16 protein-coding genes are annotated in these 17070 nt (G+C 68.7%); 4 read left to right on the forward strand and 12 right to left on the reverse strand.

Annotated features, from left to right (window positions below; all coding sequences use genetic code 11):
• Positions 1–13: 13 nt before the first annotated feature.
• Entirely contained in the window at positions 14–817 is an 804-nt protein-coding gene (proC, locus tag EV652_RS16065) for a pyrroline-5-carboxylate reductase (RefSeq protein ID WP_132209932.1), read from the reverse strand.
• A 94-nt stretch (positions 818–911) separates the two neighbouring features.
• The gene (locus EV652_RS16070; RefSeq protein ID WP_132209933.1) at positions 912–1841 is read right to left on the reverse strand and encodes a proline dehydrogenase family protein; all 930 of its coding nucleotides are present in this window, start codon (positions 1839–1841) and stop codon (positions 912–914) included.
• Positions 1842–2005: 164 nt separating this feature from the next.
• On the opposite strand from EV652_RS16070, the gene EV652_RS16075 reads away from it, so the two are divergent.
• From EV652_RS16075 to cutA, 3 genes are all read left to right on the forward strand, one after another.
• A complete protein-coding gene (locus tag EV652_RS16075; RefSeq protein WP_132209934.1) occupies positions 2006–3040 on the forward strand; it encodes a DUF695 domain-containing protein in 1035 nt (344 codons plus the stop codon).
• A gap of 158 nt (positions 3041–3198) precedes the next feature.
• A complete protein-coding gene (locus EV652_RS16080; RefSeq protein WP_132209935.1) occupies positions 3199–4149 on the forward strand; it encodes a hypothetical protein in 951 nt (316 codons plus the stop codon).
• Between the two features lie 530 nt (positions 4150–4679).
• The gene (gene cutA, locus EV652_RS16090; protein WP_242001805.1) at positions 4680–5003 is read left to right on the forward strand and encodes a divalent-cation tolerance protein CutA; all 324 of its coding nucleotides are present in this window, start codon (positions 4680–4682) and stop codon (positions 5001–5003) included.
• Between the two features lie 1086 nt (positions 5004–6089).
• Here cutA and EV652_RS16100 read toward each other — a convergent pair.
• The 7 genes from EV652_RS16100 to EV652_RS16135 all read right to left on the reverse strand — a co-directional run bounded on the left by EV652_RS16100 (position 6090) and on the right by EV652_RS16135 (position 13038).
• Positions 6090–7970, reverse strand: coding sequence for a DUF222 domain-containing protein (locus EV652_RS16100; RefSeq protein ID WP_132209936.1), 1881 nt, complete (start codon positions 7968–7970; stop codon positions 6090–6092).
• Between the two features lie 503 nt (positions 7971–8473).
• Positions 8474–9211 (reverse strand): ABC transporter permease, encoded by a 738-nt coding sequence (locus EV652_RS16110; RefSeq protein ID WP_132209938.1) that lies wholly within the window; start codon positions 9209–9211, stop codon positions 8474–8476.
• Positions 9208–9930 carry an ABC transporter ATP-binding protein gene (locus tag EV652_RS16115; RefSeq protein ID WP_132209939.1) on the reverse strand — a complete coding sequence of 241 codons (723 nt, stop codon included), beginning with the start codon at positions 9928–9930 and terminating at the stop codon, positions 9208–9210. Before EV652_RS16115 ends, EV652_RS16110 begins: the two co-directional genes overlap by 4 nt.
• A gap of 68 nt (positions 9931–9998) precedes the next feature.
• A complete protein-coding gene (locus EV652_RS16120; protein WP_132209940.1) occupies positions 9999–10589 on the reverse strand; it encodes an HDIG domain-containing metalloprotein in 591 nt (196 codons plus the stop codon).
• Positions 10589–11221, reverse strand: a complete 633-nt coding sequence (locus EV652_RS16125; protein WP_132209941.1) for a TetR/AcrR family transcriptional regulator — start codon at positions 11219–11221, stop codon at positions 10589–10591. The genes EV652_RS16120 and EV652_RS16125 overlap by 1 nt, the downstream gene beginning before the upstream one ends.
• The gene (locus EV652_RS16130) at positions 11218–12069 is read right to left on the reverse strand and encodes a sugar phosphate isomerase/epimerase family protein (protein WP_132209942.1); all 852 of its coding nucleotides are present in this window, start codon (positions 12067–12069) and stop codon (positions 11218–11220) included. The genes EV652_RS16125 and EV652_RS16130 overlap by 4 nt, the downstream gene beginning before the upstream one ends.
• A 36-nt stretch (positions 12070–12105) precedes the next feature.
• Positions 12106–13038, reverse strand: coding sequence for a Ppx/GppA family phosphatase (locus tag EV652_RS16135; protein WP_132209943.1), 933 nt, complete (start codon positions 13036–13038; stop codon positions 12106–12108).
• Positions 13039–13125: 87 nt separating this feature from the next.
• On the opposite strand from EV652_RS16135, the gene EV652_RS16140 reads away from it, so the two are divergent.
• Positions 13126–13863: a DUF3109 family protein gene (locus EV652_RS16140; protein WP_132209944.1), complete on the forward strand. Its 738-nt coding sequence runs from the start codon at positions 13126–13128 to the stop codon at positions 13861–13863.
• On the opposite strand, the gene EV652_RS16145 is transcribed toward EV652_RS16140, so the two are convergent.
• From EV652_RS16145 to sigJ, 3 genes are all read right to left on the reverse strand, one after another.
• Positions 13856–14806 (reverse strand): NAD-dependent epimerase/dehydratase family protein, encoded by a 951-nt coding sequence (locus EV652_RS16145; protein WP_132209945.1) that lies wholly within the window; start codon positions 14804–14806, stop codon positions 13856–13858. The genes EV652_RS16140 and EV652_RS16145 overlap by 8 nt on opposite strands.
• Positions 14807–14817: 11 nt before the next feature.
• Positions 14818–16005 carry an NAD(P)/FAD-dependent oxidoreductase gene (locus tag EV652_RS16150; RefSeq protein WP_132209946.1) on the reverse strand — a complete coding sequence of 396 codons (1188 nt, stop codon included), beginning with the start codon at positions 16003–16005 and terminating at the stop codon, positions 14818–14820.
• Between the two features lie 82 nt (positions 16006–16087).
• Positions 16088–17035 (reverse strand): RNA polymerase sigma factor SigJ, encoded by a 948-nt coding sequence (gene sigJ / locus EV652_RS16155; protein ID WP_132209947.1) that lies wholly within the window; start codon positions 17033–17035, stop codon positions 16088–16090.
• Positions 17036–17070 lie beyond the last annotated feature (35 nt).

Consider the following 17070-nt stretch of genomic DNA (forward strand, 5'->3'; position numbering starts at 1 on the left):
ACTCGAAGGGTCCTTACTCGGCGGCGAGGGCTCGCGAGCGGTTGCGGGCCGCTTCGATGGCCGACAAGAACGCCGCACGGACCTTGTGGTCCTCCAGCTCGCGTACGGCGGCTGCCGTCGTACCGCCCGGGGACGTCACCCGCTCGCGCAGCACGGTCGGATGCTCGCCGGTCTCGCGCAGCAGCTTCGCGGACCCGACCACGGTCTGTACGACGAGCTCCGTCGCGGTGCTCCGCGGCAGGCCCATGTGGACGCCGGCCTCGATCATCGCCTCGACGACGAAGAACAGGTACGCCGGACCGGACCCGGAGATCGCGGTCACCGCGTCCTGCTGCTTCTCCGGCACCCGGATCACCCGACCCGTCGCCGCGAGCAGGCTCTCCGCCAGCTCCAGGTGGCTCTCGTCGCAATGCGCGCCACGGGAGATCGCCGCCATTCCCTCGTCCACCAGTGCGGGCGTGTTCGGCATCACCCGGACCACTGCGACGCCCTCAGGCAGCCGCGACTCGATGAAGCCGGTAGTGATGCCCGCAGCCAGCGAGACCACTGTCTGCGACGGCCGCACCGCCGGAGCGATCTCAGCAAGCAGATCAGGCATGTCCTGCGGCTTCACCACCAGGACCAACGTGTCCGCCTTCGCCGCCGCGTCCACGTTGGACACGACGTCGACGCCGTACCGCTCGCGGAGCTCGGTGGCGCGCTCCTCCCGGCGCTCGGTGATCAGGAGCTCCTCCGGTCGCCGTCCGGCCCGAATCAGCCCGGACAGCAACGTCTCCCCCATCACACCGGCCCCGAGAATGGCCACCTGACTAGTCATGACCTCAGAGTACTGATCGAGGTCGATCGAATATCCGCGCCCGCCCAGCAGGCGGGACGTGGGCTCCGAAGGACGCCCTGGGCTGCTTCTTTGGCTACTTCTTGCTGATCAGGGACCGGGCGAAGAACTGCAGGTTGGCCGGTCGCTCGGCAAGGCGGCGTACCAGGTAGCCGTACCAGTCCTCGCCGTACGGGATGTAGACGCGCATGGTGTGACCCTGCGAGGCCAGTCGGAGCTGCTCCTCCGGGCGGATGCCGAAGAGCATCTGGTACTCGAAGCTGCCCGGCCGGCGGTTGGCGCGGTCGGCGAGCGAGCCGGCGATCGCGATCAGCCGCGGGTCGTGGGAGGCGATCATCGGGTAGCCGGCGCCGTTCATCAGCACCTTCATCGCCCGGACGTACGCCTTGTCGACGGCCCGCTTCTCCTGGAACGCGACCGACTCCGGCTCCTTGTACGCCCCCTTGCAGAGACGGACCCGGGAGCCCGCGTGGGCCAGGTCGCGGCAGTCCGCCTCGGTCCGGCGCAGGTACGCCTGCAGCACCGCACCTGTCTCCGGGAAGTCCTGGCGGAGCTCGCGCAGGATGCCCAGGGTGGAGTCGGTGGTGGTGTGGTCCTCCATGTCGAGGGTGACCGTCGTACCGGCGTTGCGGGCCGCGTGGCAGATGGTCCGCGCGTTCTCCAGCGCGATCTTCTCGCCGTCGCCGGGCAGCGCCTGGCCGACCGCGGACAGCTTCACCGAGACCTCGGCGTTCTTGGTCAGACCGGCGCCGGCCAGCTGCCGGAGCAGCTCGAGGTACGCGTCCGCGGTGGCGGTCGCGGCGGCCAGGTCGGTGACGTCCTCACCGAGGTGGTCGAGGGTGACGTACAGGCCGTTGCTGACCAGCTTCTCGGTGGCCAGCACGGCCTCCGAAGCGGACTCGCCGGCCACGAACCGCGCGACGATGCCACTGGACACCGGGAGCGACGAAACGGCCTTCTTGATCTGGGGGCTGCGGGACATGCCCAGCAGGACTCGCCGAAGCACTACGTGTTCCTCCTCATCAACCCACCCGGCCCCATATGCCAGTGGTGTCAGCAGGTTACGTGCCTGAACTGGACGCTCGCTAATCGTGTGTCCGGGACCACACCAGCAGGTCCACTGGTTCGGTCACGGCGTGTGTTCGCACCCCCACCGGGAGAGGATGAGGTATGCCCATCTTCAAGCGTCGCAGGCGGAGCTCCGGGGAGGCCGACCCGATCGGCGCGTTCTGGTCCTGGTGGACCGAGTCCGGAGCCGCGATCGTCGCCGACGCGGTCGCTCGTCAGCAGCCGACCGAGACGAGCGCCGAACTGACCGAGTACCTCGGCCGGATCCACAACGATCTCGAATGGGAGCTCGGACCGGGCCTGCACGCCAACCACGTCCTGATCGTCACCGCAGCCGGCGACCCGGGCCTCCGGGCGACCGCCCGGCGCTGGTTGCGCGCGGCGCCGCCGTCCGACCAGACCTGGGAGTACGCCGACCTGCGCCGGCCCGGTCCGGCCTTCACCATCCGGTTCGACGGGCTACCTCCGATCGCGATCGACGAGGCCCTGGTGACGGTCGAACCCGATGCGGCCGCGATCCATGTCGGCGTACATCACCCGACCTTTCCCGAACTGCCGATCGACGTGCAGCGGCGGGTGACGTTCCTGATGCTCGACCTCGTCCTCGGTGAGGAAATGGTGGAGACCTGGGTCGGCGCAATCGACACGCTCACCGACGTACCCGCCGACGTGAAGCCGATCGAGACCCTTCTGCCCGCGGTCGCGGCGTTCGCGGCCGAGCACACCCTGGAGGATGGCAGCCCCGCCTGGAAAATGCTCGAGGGCGTCCGCGACGGACACCGGCTCATCGCCACCGCGGAGTACCCGCTCCGCTCGATCCGCCGCCCGCACCTGGACACGCACGCGGCGATCTCGATCGGCTATCCGGTACGGCGTGAGGACGGCCTGCCGGAGGCGGACATGCTGGACGAACTCCGGCAGTTCGAAGACCACCTCACCGACCGGCTCGGCGGCTCCGGCAATCTGCTCGCCCACGAGACCTCGGCCGGCACCCGCGTCCTGCACTACTACGTCGACGGCACCACACCGGCGGGCGAACAACTCAAGGCGGCGATCACCGGCTGGCCCCACGGCAAGGTCACCGTCGCGGTAGCCCCTGATCCCGCTTGGGACAACGTCTCCCACCTGGCCGGCTGAGGCGCCCCCGACACGCCCGCTGACCTGGCCGTTCTGCGTCTTGTGTAACGCTCCGTGTTCTCAGGCCGATATCCAGCCGGATGCTCTTACGCAGGGTTACTGGGGCACCCAAGATCCGGTCCATGGGGGTCGGGCACATTGGGGAGGACCGTTACACGATGAAGTACATCTCCACGAGCCGCGCTGCGGTCGTGACGCTGGCCGTAGCCGCCACCGTCGTCGGTCTGTCCGGGTCGGCCAACGCCGTACAGGACAGCTCGAACGCGACAGCCGCCGTCGTGCAGCCGGGGCCGAACACGGTCGGATCGCCGCAGATCAAGGACGGCCAGGTGTACGGCTGGGACATGGCCAACAACACCATCCCGTGGCTGAAGCTGGGCTCTGACCTGCGTGCCGAGATCCGTGCGGCCCAGACCGCGACGGTGAAGGACGGCGCGGTGACCACGTCCAAGATCGCACCGAAGGCCGTCACCGAGGACAAGCTGTCCGACGCGCTCCAGGCGAAGATCAACGCGGGCGGGCCGTCGTACCTGGCGAACTGGGGTGAGATCTTCCGGAACACGATCGGCAACGGCCGCGCCCAGCTCGGTCAGTCGAGCGCCGGTGAGGGACTGAACCTCACCACCCCGACCGCGACCGACGCGGTGCACTTCGGCAACGAGGCCGACTTCGCGGGCAAGCCTGTGGCCCTGACCACGGTCAAGTACGACGTCTTCACGACCGGCGAGAACGCTGCCAAAGGCCCGAACAACATGCCGTCGATCAAGTTCGAAATGAACCCTGACGTGGGCGGCGCGACGTACACCACCCTGGTCTACGCTCCGGACAACTCCACGTCGAACACCTGGACCTCGATCAACGCGGGCGCGGACACCGGCAAGCACTGGGGCTTCACCGGCACCTACTTCAACGCCGACCCGGCGCGCTGCGGTCTGAACGGTGCCCGGTGCACGCTGACCGAGGCACTGGCGGTGCTCGGCTCCAACGCCAAGTTCATCAGCGCGGGCATCGGCAAGGGCCGCGACTTCGAGTTCCACGGCGCCGTACGCTCCCTGACCATCAACAGCACCACCTACAAGTTCACCGCAGGCGGCGTACTCGCAAACTGACAACCTCCACAACTGAAGGTGGTCCCAGGCTCGTTGCCCGGGGCCACCTTTTCGTACTCCGCACGCCGGACGGCGTATCAACGTTGCCGCACCGAGTCCAAGAGCCGCCAGAATGAAGGCGAGCACGATGTAGGCGTCCAAGCCGGCACCTTCGGCGAAGCCGTTGCCTGAGGCGACGTTTCCCGGCTGGCCGGGTAAGTCACACACGCCCCCCGCTCCGCGGACTTCGGCTGAACCGCGAGCTCACAGCGCCGACTTGCTGACGGGCGCACCTTGATCTGTTCATGCGTCGGGTAGCGGGTTGGGGGCTCGGTGGGGGCCGATGGGGTCGACGTGGATGGTGAAGCCGTTGGGGGGTGGTCAATTCCAGGGTCTTGGGGTCGAGGCAGCGTACGGTCCAGCGGCTCCTCTTTGTGGTGGTTGGTCTGAGTAAGCAGGCGGTGAATCGGCCGGGCGACGCCCGCAATAGAGCGGTGGCGGCCCACCGGCGCTCCGCGCGCTGTGTGTTGTCGGGTTCCTAGACTCGTCACGTGTCTGACTACCTGCAGGTCTCGACAGCGACACCGACCCGTGAGGATGCGGTGCGGCTTGCCGGCTCGTCCGTTGAGGCTGGTCTCGCGGCCGGTGCACAAGTCATCGGGCCGGTGGTGTCGGTCTTCTGGCACGAGGGCCGGTACGTCGAGGGCGAGGAGTGGCAGGTGCTCCTGAAGACCACGGCGGCCAGGTACTCCGAACTGGAGGCGCACCTACTCGACCGGCACCCTTGGGCCAACCCGGAGGTCGGCGCCGTGCCGATCACGCGGGGGTCAGTGGCCTACCTCGGGTGGCTCGACAAGTCCACCGGGAAGAACTAGCTGCGGGCTCGCTCCAACACTGCAGACACCTCGGCACCACCGAAGCGCGCGACAGCCGCCGCCGCACACCACGGAGACGATCGCCGGGTCGGACCGACTCAACACCAGCGGCCAAGTCCAGCGCGTGGCCGGTCACGCAGCGGCCTTCTCGGGTGCGCCGGCGTCCAAGTACGCGTGAGCGAGCCGGGTCAGGTACAAGCACCTTGTCGCGCAAGTGGGTGTCGTCGTACCGGGTGAGCGCGCTTTCGAGCACCGGGATAGCGCGTGACGGGCGCAACTCGGCGAAGCACCTGCCGGTCACGATCTCGATCTCCAGCGGGTCGACCCAAACACGAAGTCCGGCTCAAGGTCCGTCGGCTGGCTCACCGCCGCTTCGGCCGCCTCCAGGGCTCGCTGCCGCGAGTGCCTGACCGGATACAGCGTGAGCCAAGGCAAGGCGCTCATGCAGAATCCTACGGACGCGAGGGGTAGCGCGGGTCCCGCCACGGGAGTGGATTCCTCGGCCGTTGCGCTGTCGGCCCTTCTCGTACGCGATGAAGAGCTTGCTCTCGTCGGTGAACAGCTGCTTGCCGTTGGGCGAGCGAGTTGCCCTCCAGCCCGGCGTCTCCGGACTCCTGCGCCGCCGCGAAAGCGCGGCGGTAGTGGCGGCGGGAGTCGGTGAAACGGCCCGCGTCGGATGCGGCCCAACCGGCCACCTGTTCTTGCTCTGCGAGTAGGCCGGTCAAGGGCGGTAGTGTCGCTGTAGCTCGCGGACTTGATCAGGCGCTCTGTCGCGGCCATCTCGCTCGTGTAGACAGCGAAGGTGTTCATCCCACCGAGGTGATCATCGAGGCGGCGAAGCCGAGCGGTACGCAACCGGCGGAGGGTTGCTGCGCCGAGTCCAAGAGCCGCAAGGATGAAGGCGAGCACGATTGAGGCGTCGGCGCCGACTCCGGGGTCGGGGTCGGGGTCGGGGTCGGGGCCAAAGCCGTTGCCTGGGACAACGTCTCTCGCCGGCTGGGCAAGTCCCCCACGCCCCCGCTCGCGCACTCCGACTGAACCGCGAGCTCACATCGTCGACATGCTGACGGGCGCACCTTGATCTGTTCAGGTGTCCGGTAGCGGGTTGGGGGCTCGGTGGGTGCCGGTGGGGTCGACGTGGAAGGTGAACCCGTTGGGCGTGGTCCATTCCAAGGTCTTGGGGTCGAGGCGGCGTACGGTCCAGCGGCCGTGGGTCTTGACCCTGTGCGGGAACCGGCGCAGGGGTGCGAGGTTAGCCGGGGTGGTTTGACCTGGTGGCCCGAGCGGGTCGTAGGGCTCGATGTGGTCCAGGTCCATCGCCGCGTGGGTTTCGCGAGTGCCGTACGGAAACAGCTCCACCGGGTGGATCAGCTTGACCCGTTCGCGGATCCGGTCGGGGATCTCGTAGGCATCGACACTGACCGCGTCGTTGAGATCGATGACCGGCTTCACGGCGTACGGCCCATGGCCGACGAGCTCGCTCAACTGGCCGGCCAGCAGAGGGCCGAGGTTCTCAACCCGGAGTACGCCGGTGCCGGTGGCCAGGGTGTGGTCGGTGAGGTGCACGTAGATCTCGGTCTTGCCCGGGTGCAGCCGGCCAGCCGCGCCGCCTGCATCGTTTGCGCGGCCGCGGGTGGTCGGGTGGGTGTGAGCGTCGTGCCTGATCTGGGCCAGCCGGGCATCCAGCGCCCTGCGCGCCGCGGCATCGACGGTCGCGGTGTCGAGGGCCTCGCCGTCGTCGTCGCGGTCGAGCCGCAGGCCGGGGTCGAACGGCTCGACCGCGTCCTTGACCGGGGTGTCGAGCGGGTCGGGGAGATCGCTGTGGCTGGGGTGGGGCGCGTCGCGGTCGGCTTCGTCGTCCAGGCCTGGTTCTGCCCAGTCCTCCAGCAGACCCTCGTCACCCGAGTAGGCACCGCCGTCGGACGCCCGGGCAGAGGCTGGCGCACCGCCACAGCCGGCAGTGGAGGCGGAGCCTTGATCGGTGGCCGAGGCCGTGCTCGAGGCGGCGCTCTGGTCGTTGGTCATGCCCGTACCTGGGGCGGCGTCTCGGCCGGAGGCTGTTGGGGCTGCTCGCGTGGCGCCGTCATCGGTGGTTGCTTCGGCGGCTGTGTCGGTCGTTTGGGTGCCGCCGCTGCCTGTGTCTGCTGGCGGTCCGGGAGGGGCCGGCCGGGTGTTGAGGAGTTTGTGGGCTTGGTGGAGGAGCTCTTCGGTGTAGCGGGGGTCGGCGATGATGCCGACCGCGTCCGCGCGACGGGACTGCAGCGGGTTGGTGTCGCCAAGAACCTTCAACGCTTCGGCGATGCTGCCGATGCGGGCGTTGAACCGGATCGCATGACCGGAGCCGGTGCGGATGTGGATCCGCTTCGTGCCGTGCTCGTCGGAGCGGGCCAGGTAGACGCCACGTTCGCGGGCCTTCTCGGCGGCCTTCTTGCGGGCGGCCTCAGGGTCGGCGTGGTGCTTGGCGGCGTCGACGATCTTGTCCAGCCGGATCGGGGTCAGCGTATCGACCACCCGGCAGACTCGCCGGTCGACGGACCGGGCGGCGTCTTCGGACAGGTCGAGGCAGGCGGTGGCGATCTTGCGCGCCTTCCACGGGGTCGCCTGCCCGGCCTGGACGCGGGCCCAGGTGAGCGGGAGGCGGTGGCGCAGCGCGAGTGCCTGGCCGATGAAGTCGGCGGCCGCACCGGCCGAGATGCCGAGCATGACGCCGAACTCGGCCGGCGCGAACTCGGCGATCTCGGGACAGCCGTCACCGCCCAGGACGATGGCACGTTCACGACCGTCACCGGTGGAGCGGCCGGGGCGGTGTTCGGGGCGCGTGGGGTAGGTGTCGGGGTGGTGGCGGTCGGCGTAGGTCTGGGCGTGTTCGAGGAGCCGGGCGTCGAGGCGGTTGGCCTCGGCGCGGTGTTCGGCGGCCGACTCCAGCAGGTCGGGCGTCGACAGCGTAGCCAGGTCTCCTTCGAACATGTGCTTGATTCTACGCCATCGGTTGGTGGCTGGGCAAACTCCAGAGGGCTCGGGATCCCTTATCCACAAGGAGAAACGTCACAGCTTGCAAGTTGCGGAAACCGGGTCAGCATCGAGGCGTCGACGAAGTCGGACTGACTGTTCAGCGAATGTCGCCTGGTCTGGCGCGCGCCTGTCCCCCTCAAGACGGCGCGCGCCAGACGATCTTGCGGCGCGCCAGGCCGACCGCACCTCCGCGCCCCCGCACCGCCGCACCGCCGCACCGCCGCACCGCCGCACCGCCGCACCTTGCAACAAACAACGAAGGAGCTCGCGCACGGAAACCCGCCCTGGAGGCGTTCATGTGTAGCGGCGGCGTGGAGTGATCACGGTTGTCACCTCGCGGGTGACTGAGCGGCGACAGCCGCGCCGCAAGGGAGTGGGTGGGAGCGCCCGGCGTAGGACGCCAGCGAGCAGCCGCCAATGCCGCAGGCAACTTCCACACCTGACCGGGCGCGTGGGGCTTACGCCGTGCGGCGGCGGAGGGTTGCTGCACCGAGTCCCAACGCAGCCAGGATGAAGGCGAGCACAATCAAGGCGTCAGCGCCCGCCCCGGAGCCGAAGCCATTGCCTTGGGCAACGCTTGTGACGGCGTCGACGGCGTAGGACAGGGGGAGCACGTCGCTGATCGCGTGCAGGACGCCGGGGAGCTGGTCGCGGGGTACGAGTAGGCCGCAGAGCAGGATCTGCGGGATCATCACGGCCGGCATCATCTGGACCGCCTGGAACTCGGTCGCCGCGAACGCGCTGGCGAACAGGCCGAGCGCCGTACCGAGGACGCCGTCGAGGACCGCGACCACGCCGAGCTGCCAGGCAGCGCCCTGGATGTCCAGGTCCAGTGCGTAGAGCGCGATCGACACGACCACAACGGCTTGGACGACGGCGATCAGCGCGAAGGCCAACGCATACCCGAGCAGGAAGTCGAGCTTGCCCATCGGCATCGTGAACAGTCGTGAGAGCGTGCCGGTGGAGCGTTCCCGCAGCGTCGCGACCGAGGTGACGACGAACATGATGATGGACGGGAACACCGCGAGCAGCGGCCCGCCGACCCGGTCGAAGGTGTCGGGCGAGTCCGTGAACATCCACCACATCAAGCTGACCAGCAACGCCGGCAGCACGATCAACATCGCTACGGTGCGGTGGTCGCGGCGCAACTGGGCGAGGACCCGCGCAGCGACCGCGAAGGTGACTCGGAGCGTCATCGCGCACCTGCCTTCCGCTCGATCAGGGTGAGGAACACTTGCTCGATGTCGTCCGTGCCGACCGAGTCGAGCAGGGCTTGTGGGGTGTCGTCCGCGAGCAGGTCGCCGTCGCGCATCAACAGCAGCCGGTCGCAGCGGCTCGCCTCGTCCATCACGTGACTGGAGACGAGCAGTGTCGCGCCGGCGTCGGCGAGCTCGTGGAAGAGGTTCCACAGATCGCGCCGCAGCACCGGGTCCAGACCGACGGTCGGTTCGTCGAGGACGAGCAACTCCGGACTGCCGAGCAGCGCCGCGGCGAGCGAGGCCCGGGATCGCTGGCCGCCGGACAACCGGTCCACGCGTACGTCGGCATGCGAATGCAGATCCACCGCGTCGATGACCCGATCCACGTCCTCGGCCGGCACACCGAGTACGGCGGCGAAGAAGCGCAGGTTCTCGGTGACACTCAGATCCCCGTACACGCTGGGCTCCTGGGTGACATACCCGATCCGGCCGCGCAGTTTGGGTGCCCCGGCGGGCAGATCGAGTACGACGACGTCGCCGGTCACCTTGGCCTGGAGACCGACGATCGCCCGGATCAGCGTCGTCTTGCCGCAGCCGGACGGCCCGAGCAGCCCCGTTACGGTCCCGGCCCGGAGATCGAACCCGACCCCGTGCAGGACCTCGCGGTCGCCGCGCTCCACCACGACATCCCGGCAACTCACCGCGTTTTTCATCATGTGATGAATTTAGCTCGCAACGCATCGCCTTGGCAAGAGCAGAATCGCCTTGGCAAGAGCGAAGGGGTTCAGGTCACGCCGTGACCGGCGACCGAACTCAGTGACTCCAGGTCCGGGTCGCCGTACCGCTGCCGGAGAGCGCCGAACGCGATGACCTTGTCCACGCCCCAGCGGCCGACCGCGTCGGCATACGTGTCGCCGGACACGAACACCGGCGGTGTCCGCTTGCTATGGAACTTGTCGGCGTACATGACGAGTTCCTCCTCGGGCGAGCCGGGGATGTAGTCGTCGATCGGGATGGGCAGCGACTGCCGCCGTACGTCGTCACGCGTGATGCCGACGCCGGTGTGCCGGGAGCAGAACCGGCTGATCTCATCCGGAAAGCCGAGGTCCCGCAGGAGTTCGTGCCCGAGTACGCCGTGCCGGACGTAGCCGAGCGTGTCGAGTTCGCCGTCTGGGGTGTAGAGCCGATAGACACCGACGTCGTGCAGGAGGGCACCGGCGCGCACCAGGTCGCCATCGAGATCCCAACGCCCAAGAAACTGTTCGGCGATCCGGCAGACGAGTTCGCAGTGGGAGTGGACGGACTCAAAGGCTTCGCGGGTGGGGGCGTGATCGCGATGCAGGGCACGGATCTCGCGATCGGTGGGGATGCGCATCAACTGAGGTACTGCTCGATCGCCGGCGTGATGCGGTCGACGAGCGTGGCGACGTCGGTGGAGGCGACGGGCTCGAGTTCGACCACGTAGCGCACCAGCGCCAGGCCGATGAGTTGCGTCGCGATCAGGGTGACGCGGAGCTTGGCATCGGGCACGCCGAGAACCTGGGAGACGGGTTCGAGGATCATCTTGGTGATGCCCTCGCGCATCAACCGGGCGACCTCGTCGCTGGTGACGACACTGCGCAGCATGGCTTTCATCCGCTGCTGTCCCTCGTCCGACTCCCAGACACCGAGGAAGATCGTGACGATGCGCCGGCCGAGTTCGTCGCGCGGTCCGTCGAGGATGCCCGCCGCCACTTGCCGGGGATCGATCGGGAGTGCCATCGCCTCGATGAACAGCGAGTCCTTGCTGTCGAAGTAGTGGTGCACGAGCGCAGCGTCCACGCCGGCCTCGCGGGCGATCGCGCGGATCGAGGTGGCGGCGAAACCCTTGTCCGCAAAGGATTCCCGGGCCGCACGCAGGATCTCGCCACGGGTGTCAGGTCCACCAGGACGACGACCGGGCCGTCCGTTCCCCGCCGGACGACCGGCATCCGGCTTCGCCGTACCTCCGGAGGCCGATCGCGTCATGTGGTGAGCTCCGAGATCTCTCCTTCGGGGGTGACGGCGAAGGAGGACCTCCGGGAGGTGCGGACGAAGTGTTTACGGGTGAACTCGAGCGACTCGACCAGGTCGACCTCGCGTTCGGACCGGCTGGTCGTGCGGCGGGTGTTGATCTCGATGATGATGTGACCGCGGAAGTTCTGGTTCGCCAGGCCGTTCAGCAGATCCGCGGCCCGCTGGGTGCCGCGTCCCGGCACCAGGTGCTCGTCCTTGGCCGAGCCGGTGCCGTCGGTCAGGTGGATGTGGGTGAGGCTCTTACCCATCGTCGCCGCGAGCTCGACACAGTCCTGCTCGGCCGTCGACGAGTGCGACAGGTCCAGGGTGGTGTGCGCGTAGTCCTGCTCGGTCGGGTCCCAGCTCGGTGCGTACGCCTGCAATCCCCTGCCCGGCGCACGCCACGGGTACATGTTCTCGACCGCGAAGATCACCCCGGTCTCTTCCTCCAGTCGCGCGATCCCCTCGACGAAGCCGCGGGCGTAGTCCCGCTGCCAGCGGAACGGCGGGTGGACGACGACCACGTCGGCACCGAGCTGCTTCGCGGCCTCGGCACTGCGCTCGAGCTTGTCCCACGGATCAGTACCCCAGACTCGCTGCGTGATCAGCAGACACGGCGCGTGGATCGCCAGCACCGGCAGCTGGTGGTAGTCGATCAGTCGCTCGATCGCGTCGATCTGGGTGCTCAGCGGGTCGATGCCGACCATCACCTCGACCCCGTCGTACCCGAGCCGGGCAGCCAGCTCGAACCCGCTCGCCGTCGACTCGGGGTAGACAGAAGCGGTCGACAGGCCGATCCGGGCGGTCTTGCTGGTGTTCATCTGCTGCCTTCGCGGTGGTTCGTCAGGGGTGGTGCTTCATCGGGGTTCCAACTGGTCGAGCCGGGACAGGATGACACCTTCCCGCAACGCCCACGGACAGACCTCCAGTCCGGGCAGGTCGAACAGGTCCATCACCGCGTCCGCGACCATCGCGCCGGCGAGCAGCTGTGACGACCGCCCGGCCGACACCCCGGGCAGCTCGGCCCGCTCGGCGGCGGACATCTTGGTCAGCTTCGGCATCCAGTCGGCCAGGTCGTCCCGGTCCAGTCCGCGCGGCACGTACGGACCGTCGTCGGACGGTGCCGCGCCGCAGATCCGGGCCAGCGACCGGAACGTCTTGCTGGTGGCGACCGCGCGCTGCGGCTTACCGGCCCGCAACACGGTGCCGGCCACGTCGGCCATCTCGATCCGGATCCGCTTCCGCAGTGCCCGGACCTCGTCCTTGTCCGGCGGGTCGGTGGTCAGCCCCTCGCGGGTCAGCCGGCCGGCGCCGAGCGGGACCGACACCGCGACGGTCGGCTCCTCGTCGGATCCGGCGGCGATCTCCAGCGAGCCGCCGCCGATGTCGAACACCGCCAGCCGGCCCGAGGACCAGCCGAACCAGCGTCGTACGGCGAGGAAGGTCAGCCGCGCCTCGTCCTCACCGGTCAGCACCTGCAGATCGACCTCGGTCTGCTTGCGGACCCGGTCGAGCACCTTCTCACCGTTCGGAGCCTCGCGCAGCGCGGAGGTGGCGAACGCCAGCACCGACTGGCACCCCTTGTCCTCGGCCAGCTCGGCGGCTTCGGTGATGAACGAGACCAGCTCGTCGGCCCCGGACTCGGCGATCTTGCCGTCCTTGTCCAGGTGCTCGGCCAGCCGCAACTCGGTCTTGTGCGAGTACGCCGGCAGTGGCGCGGCACCGCGATGTGCGTCCACCACGAGCAGGTGGACGGTGTTGGATCCCACGTCGAGTACGCCGAGCCGCATACCCTCACGCTACTGGACAGGCGTAACGCCAGCGCGTTCCGGAGTCTTCGTTCACGTTTGGGCGGTGAAGGCGCGTACGCTTTCCAGGTGCCTGAGGTTTCTCTCGACTTTCCCCGCGCCTGGGTCGAGTTCATCGACCCGGAAGACCCCGATCAGGTGTTCCGTTGCGACCTGACCTGGCTGACGTCCAACTGGAGCTGCATCTTCGGCGGTGGCTGCCGCGGCATCTACAAGGGCCGGCCGAACGACGGCTGCTGCACCCTCGGGGCACACTTCTCCGACGATGACGACGAGAAGCGGGTGAAGACGTACGTCAAGGAGCTGACCAAGGAGGACTGGCAGTTCCGCAAGGAGGGCCGGAAGAACGGCTGGGTCGAGACCGACGACGACGGTGATCGCAAGACCCGGGTCTGGGAGGGCGCCTGCATCTTCCTGAACCGGACGGACTTCCCCGGCGGTGGCGGCTGCGCGCTGCACGGGCTGGCCCTGAAGAAGGGCGTGCACTTCGTCGAGACCAAGCCCGACGTGTGCTGGCAGCTCCCGATCCGCCGTACCTTCCGCGAGGTCGAGCGCCCGGACGGTACGACGTACACGGAAGTCGGGATCGGCGAGTACGACCGGCGCGGCTGGGGTCCGGGTGGACACGACCTGGACTGGTACTGCACCGGTAACACCGAGGCCCACATCGCCGTCGAGGCCGTCTTCGAGTCCAGCAAGGTCGAGCTGCAGACCCTGATGGGCCACAAGGGGTACGACGTACTCGCCGCGTACTGCCGTGAGTACCTGGAAGCCGGCCGGCTTCTGCCGCACCCAGCCTCTAAGTGATCTTCCCGTTGTCGACGAGCCAGCCGATCGCTTCCAGGGTGGCCTCGAGCGGCGAGTAACGCGGACGGAAACCGAGCAGTCGCGCCGCTTTCTCCATCGAGCAATGCGGGCTGTGTGCGATGTGGTCGTACGTGGCAGCCGCATCGCCCTCGGACACGGTCTGTCGCCACTCCTCCCAGGGCAGGAAGGCCAGCCGCGCCTCCTGTCCGAACGATCCGGCGACGCCCTCGGCGTACCCACGCAGTGTCATCGCGCCTTCGGCGACGGCGTGGAAGCTCTCGCCGATCGCGACCGAGCGGTTCCGTAGCGCGGCGAGGAACATGCCTGCTACGTCAGCGGCGTGCACGTGCTGGATCGTCTCCAGGCCGAGGTTCGGCAGGGTCAACTCGTCGCCGCGAGCAAGCTTCTCGAACACGCCGAGGTCGAGGTTGGCCGCCGGGTTGATCGGCGTCCAGCCGGGACCACTGATGTGCCCGGGATGGATCAGCGTGGCTGGGAGCCCGTCGCGACGGGCGCGGTCCAGCAGATAGGTCTCGATCGCAGCCTTGTTGATGCCGTAGTCGCCGAAGGGCCGGCGCGGCGCGTCTTCGCGGGTCGGCACGGTCGCACTCGGACCGTGCACCCAGATGGTGCCGCAGTGCAGCAGGTGCTGGATCTTCCCGCGCACCGCCTCGGCGAGCTGGCGGGCGCTGTCCTCGGTGAAACAGATCAGGTCGATGACGACATCGGGCTGCAGGTCGGCGACGCGCGTACCAAAGGTGCCCTCGGCATCCTCCGCGGCGCGATCGACCTGGATCATCCGCACCCGGCTCCAGGCACCGTTCGACTGGTACGGCGACCGCTCGCCACGACTGAGGACGACGACCTCGTGCCCGAGCCGGACCAGCTCGGGAACGAGGTACGTACCGATATGACCGGTGCCACCGACGACAACTGTGCGCATGGCTACTCAGCCTAGTGCGGCGTCACGACACTCATCGAGACGCGCTGCGCGATGACACGGCGGCGCCGGGTCGGGATCTTGAGCAGCGGGTTGACGACGCCCCAGGCAGCGCCCTTGCAGACCAGCTCCTTGTAGACGGCTGCGATCCGCCCGGTCAGGGCCGCCCGGACGGCGCGGTCGTCGGTGGTGACGTACTGGACCACGCCGTCCTTTCGGCCCAGCGAGATGCACTGGTTGAAGTAGGCCAGCGGCGCGTGCGGGAGCTTCCCACCGGTCAGCCGCGCCGCAATCGTGTCGGCGGCCTGCCACGCCATCGGCGTACCCGAAGCGCAGGACATCCGCAGCGGCTTGTCCTTCGCCCCCATCGCGAATGCTGCATCGCCGATCGCATAGACGTCCGGGTGCGAGACCGAGCGCATCGTCCCGTCCACGACGATCCGCCCGGTGTCGGTCAACTCCAGGGTGGTCGCGGCCGCGATCGGGTGCACCGCGAAACCGGTGGTCCAGACGGTGACCGACGAGGTGATCGACCCTTCGGCGGTGAGTACGGCGTCGGCCTCGACACCGGTCACGGTGGCGTTCTCGTGGACCGTGATCCCGAGTCGCGCGGCGACCTTCCGGAGGTGGGCCTGCGCCTTCGGCGCGAGCCAGCCGCCGAAACCGCCCCGGTCGACGAGTGCCACCTTGAGGTCCGGGCGGGCCTCGGCGATCTCGGTCGACGCTTCCAGCCCGGTGAGGCCGCCACCGACGACGGTCACGGTCTCACCGTTGCCCAGTTCCGCCAGCCGTTCGCGGAGTCTCAGGGCGCCGGGGCGACTCGCGATCTGGTGCGCGTGCTCAGCTACGCCGGGGACGCCGTTGTCGTTCCAGCGGCTGCCGAGCGCGTACACGAGGGTGTCGTACGCCAGCTCCTCGGCGCCTTCATCGTCGACGACGGCGACGGTCTTGCGGTCGGCGTCGACTGCGGTCACGCGGGCGATCCGGATCTCGACGCCGGTGCCCGCGAACATCGCGGCGAGCGGGCGCGGCGTGAGGTCCTGTCCGGTGGCGAGCTGGTGCATCCGGACCCGCTCGACGAAGTCCGGCTCGGCGTTCACGAGAGTGATGGCGACGTCCTCGGTGCGCAGTCGCCGGGCGAGCCGCCCGGCCGCGATGGCTCCGCTGTAGCCGGCCCCGAGGACGATGATGCGGTGCTTCATATCTGTACTCCTGTCTCCCATGGTTTCGCCCCTTGAACCGGATGGCCGGGCGATTCCTGACAGGAATGCGCTGTGAAGCAGCTCACAGGAAAGCGCGGAAGACAGGTTCCCCGTGATCGGTGGCCGCCCACAGCGCGGTCGCCCGTTCGAGCTTGTCGGGGTTGACCTGGTTGCGGAACGCGGCGATGCCGTCGCCGGTGACCTCCAGGCACATGATGCCGACGACCCGGCCGTCCACGACCGCCACGACGGCGGGGTCGCCGTTGGCGGTCCAGGCGTAGATCTCGGGAGCGCCGCCGATCGCGTCCAGCTTGGCCGTGCTGGGTTTGAACAGGCGCCACAGGAACTTCGCCACCGTGACAGCGCCCTCGAACGCCGTGGCGCGGGCCGGAACCTTCCCGCCGCCGTCGCCGATCGAGAGGGCGTCCGCGGTGAGCAGGCCCACCAGCGGCTCGACCCGCCCGCTGGTGGCGGCCGCGAGGAACTCCTCGACGATCCTCCGGGCGGCGGCCTCGTCGACCTCGGTGCGGGCCTTGCCGGCCGCGACGTGTTTCCTGGCCCGGTGGAAGGTCTGCTGGCTGGCGGCCTCGGTGAGGTCGAGGATCCCGGCGATCTCCCGGTGCGAGTAGTCGAAGGCCTCCCGCAGTACGTAGACCGCGCGTTCGTTCGGGGAGAGGCGTTCCATCAGCGTGAGGACCGCGTAGGACACCGACTCACGCTGCTCGGCGGTGTCGGCCGGGCCGAGCATCGGGTCCCCGGCGAGCAGCGGCTCGGGAAGCCATTGACCCACGTAGGTCTCGCGCCGTGCCCGCGCGGAGGTGAGCTGGTTCAGGCACAGGTTGGTGAGCACCTTCGTCAGCCAGGCCGCAGGGACCTCGATCCGGTCGGCGTCGGTGGCCTGCCAGCGCAGGAACGTCTCCTGCACTGCGTCCTCGGCCTCGACCGCGGAGCCGAGCAGGCGGTAAGCGATGGCCTCGAGGCGGGGCCTGGAGGCCTCGAACAGGTCGACATCGCTCACCGGGAGGGACATGCCTCGATCCTAAGCGGCGCGGCGACGCGACACCC

Source organism: Kribbella steppae (genome assembly GCF_004342025.1).
Lineage (GTDB): Bacteria > Actinomycetota > Actinomycetes > Propionibacteriales > Kribbellaceae > Kribbella > Kribbella steppae.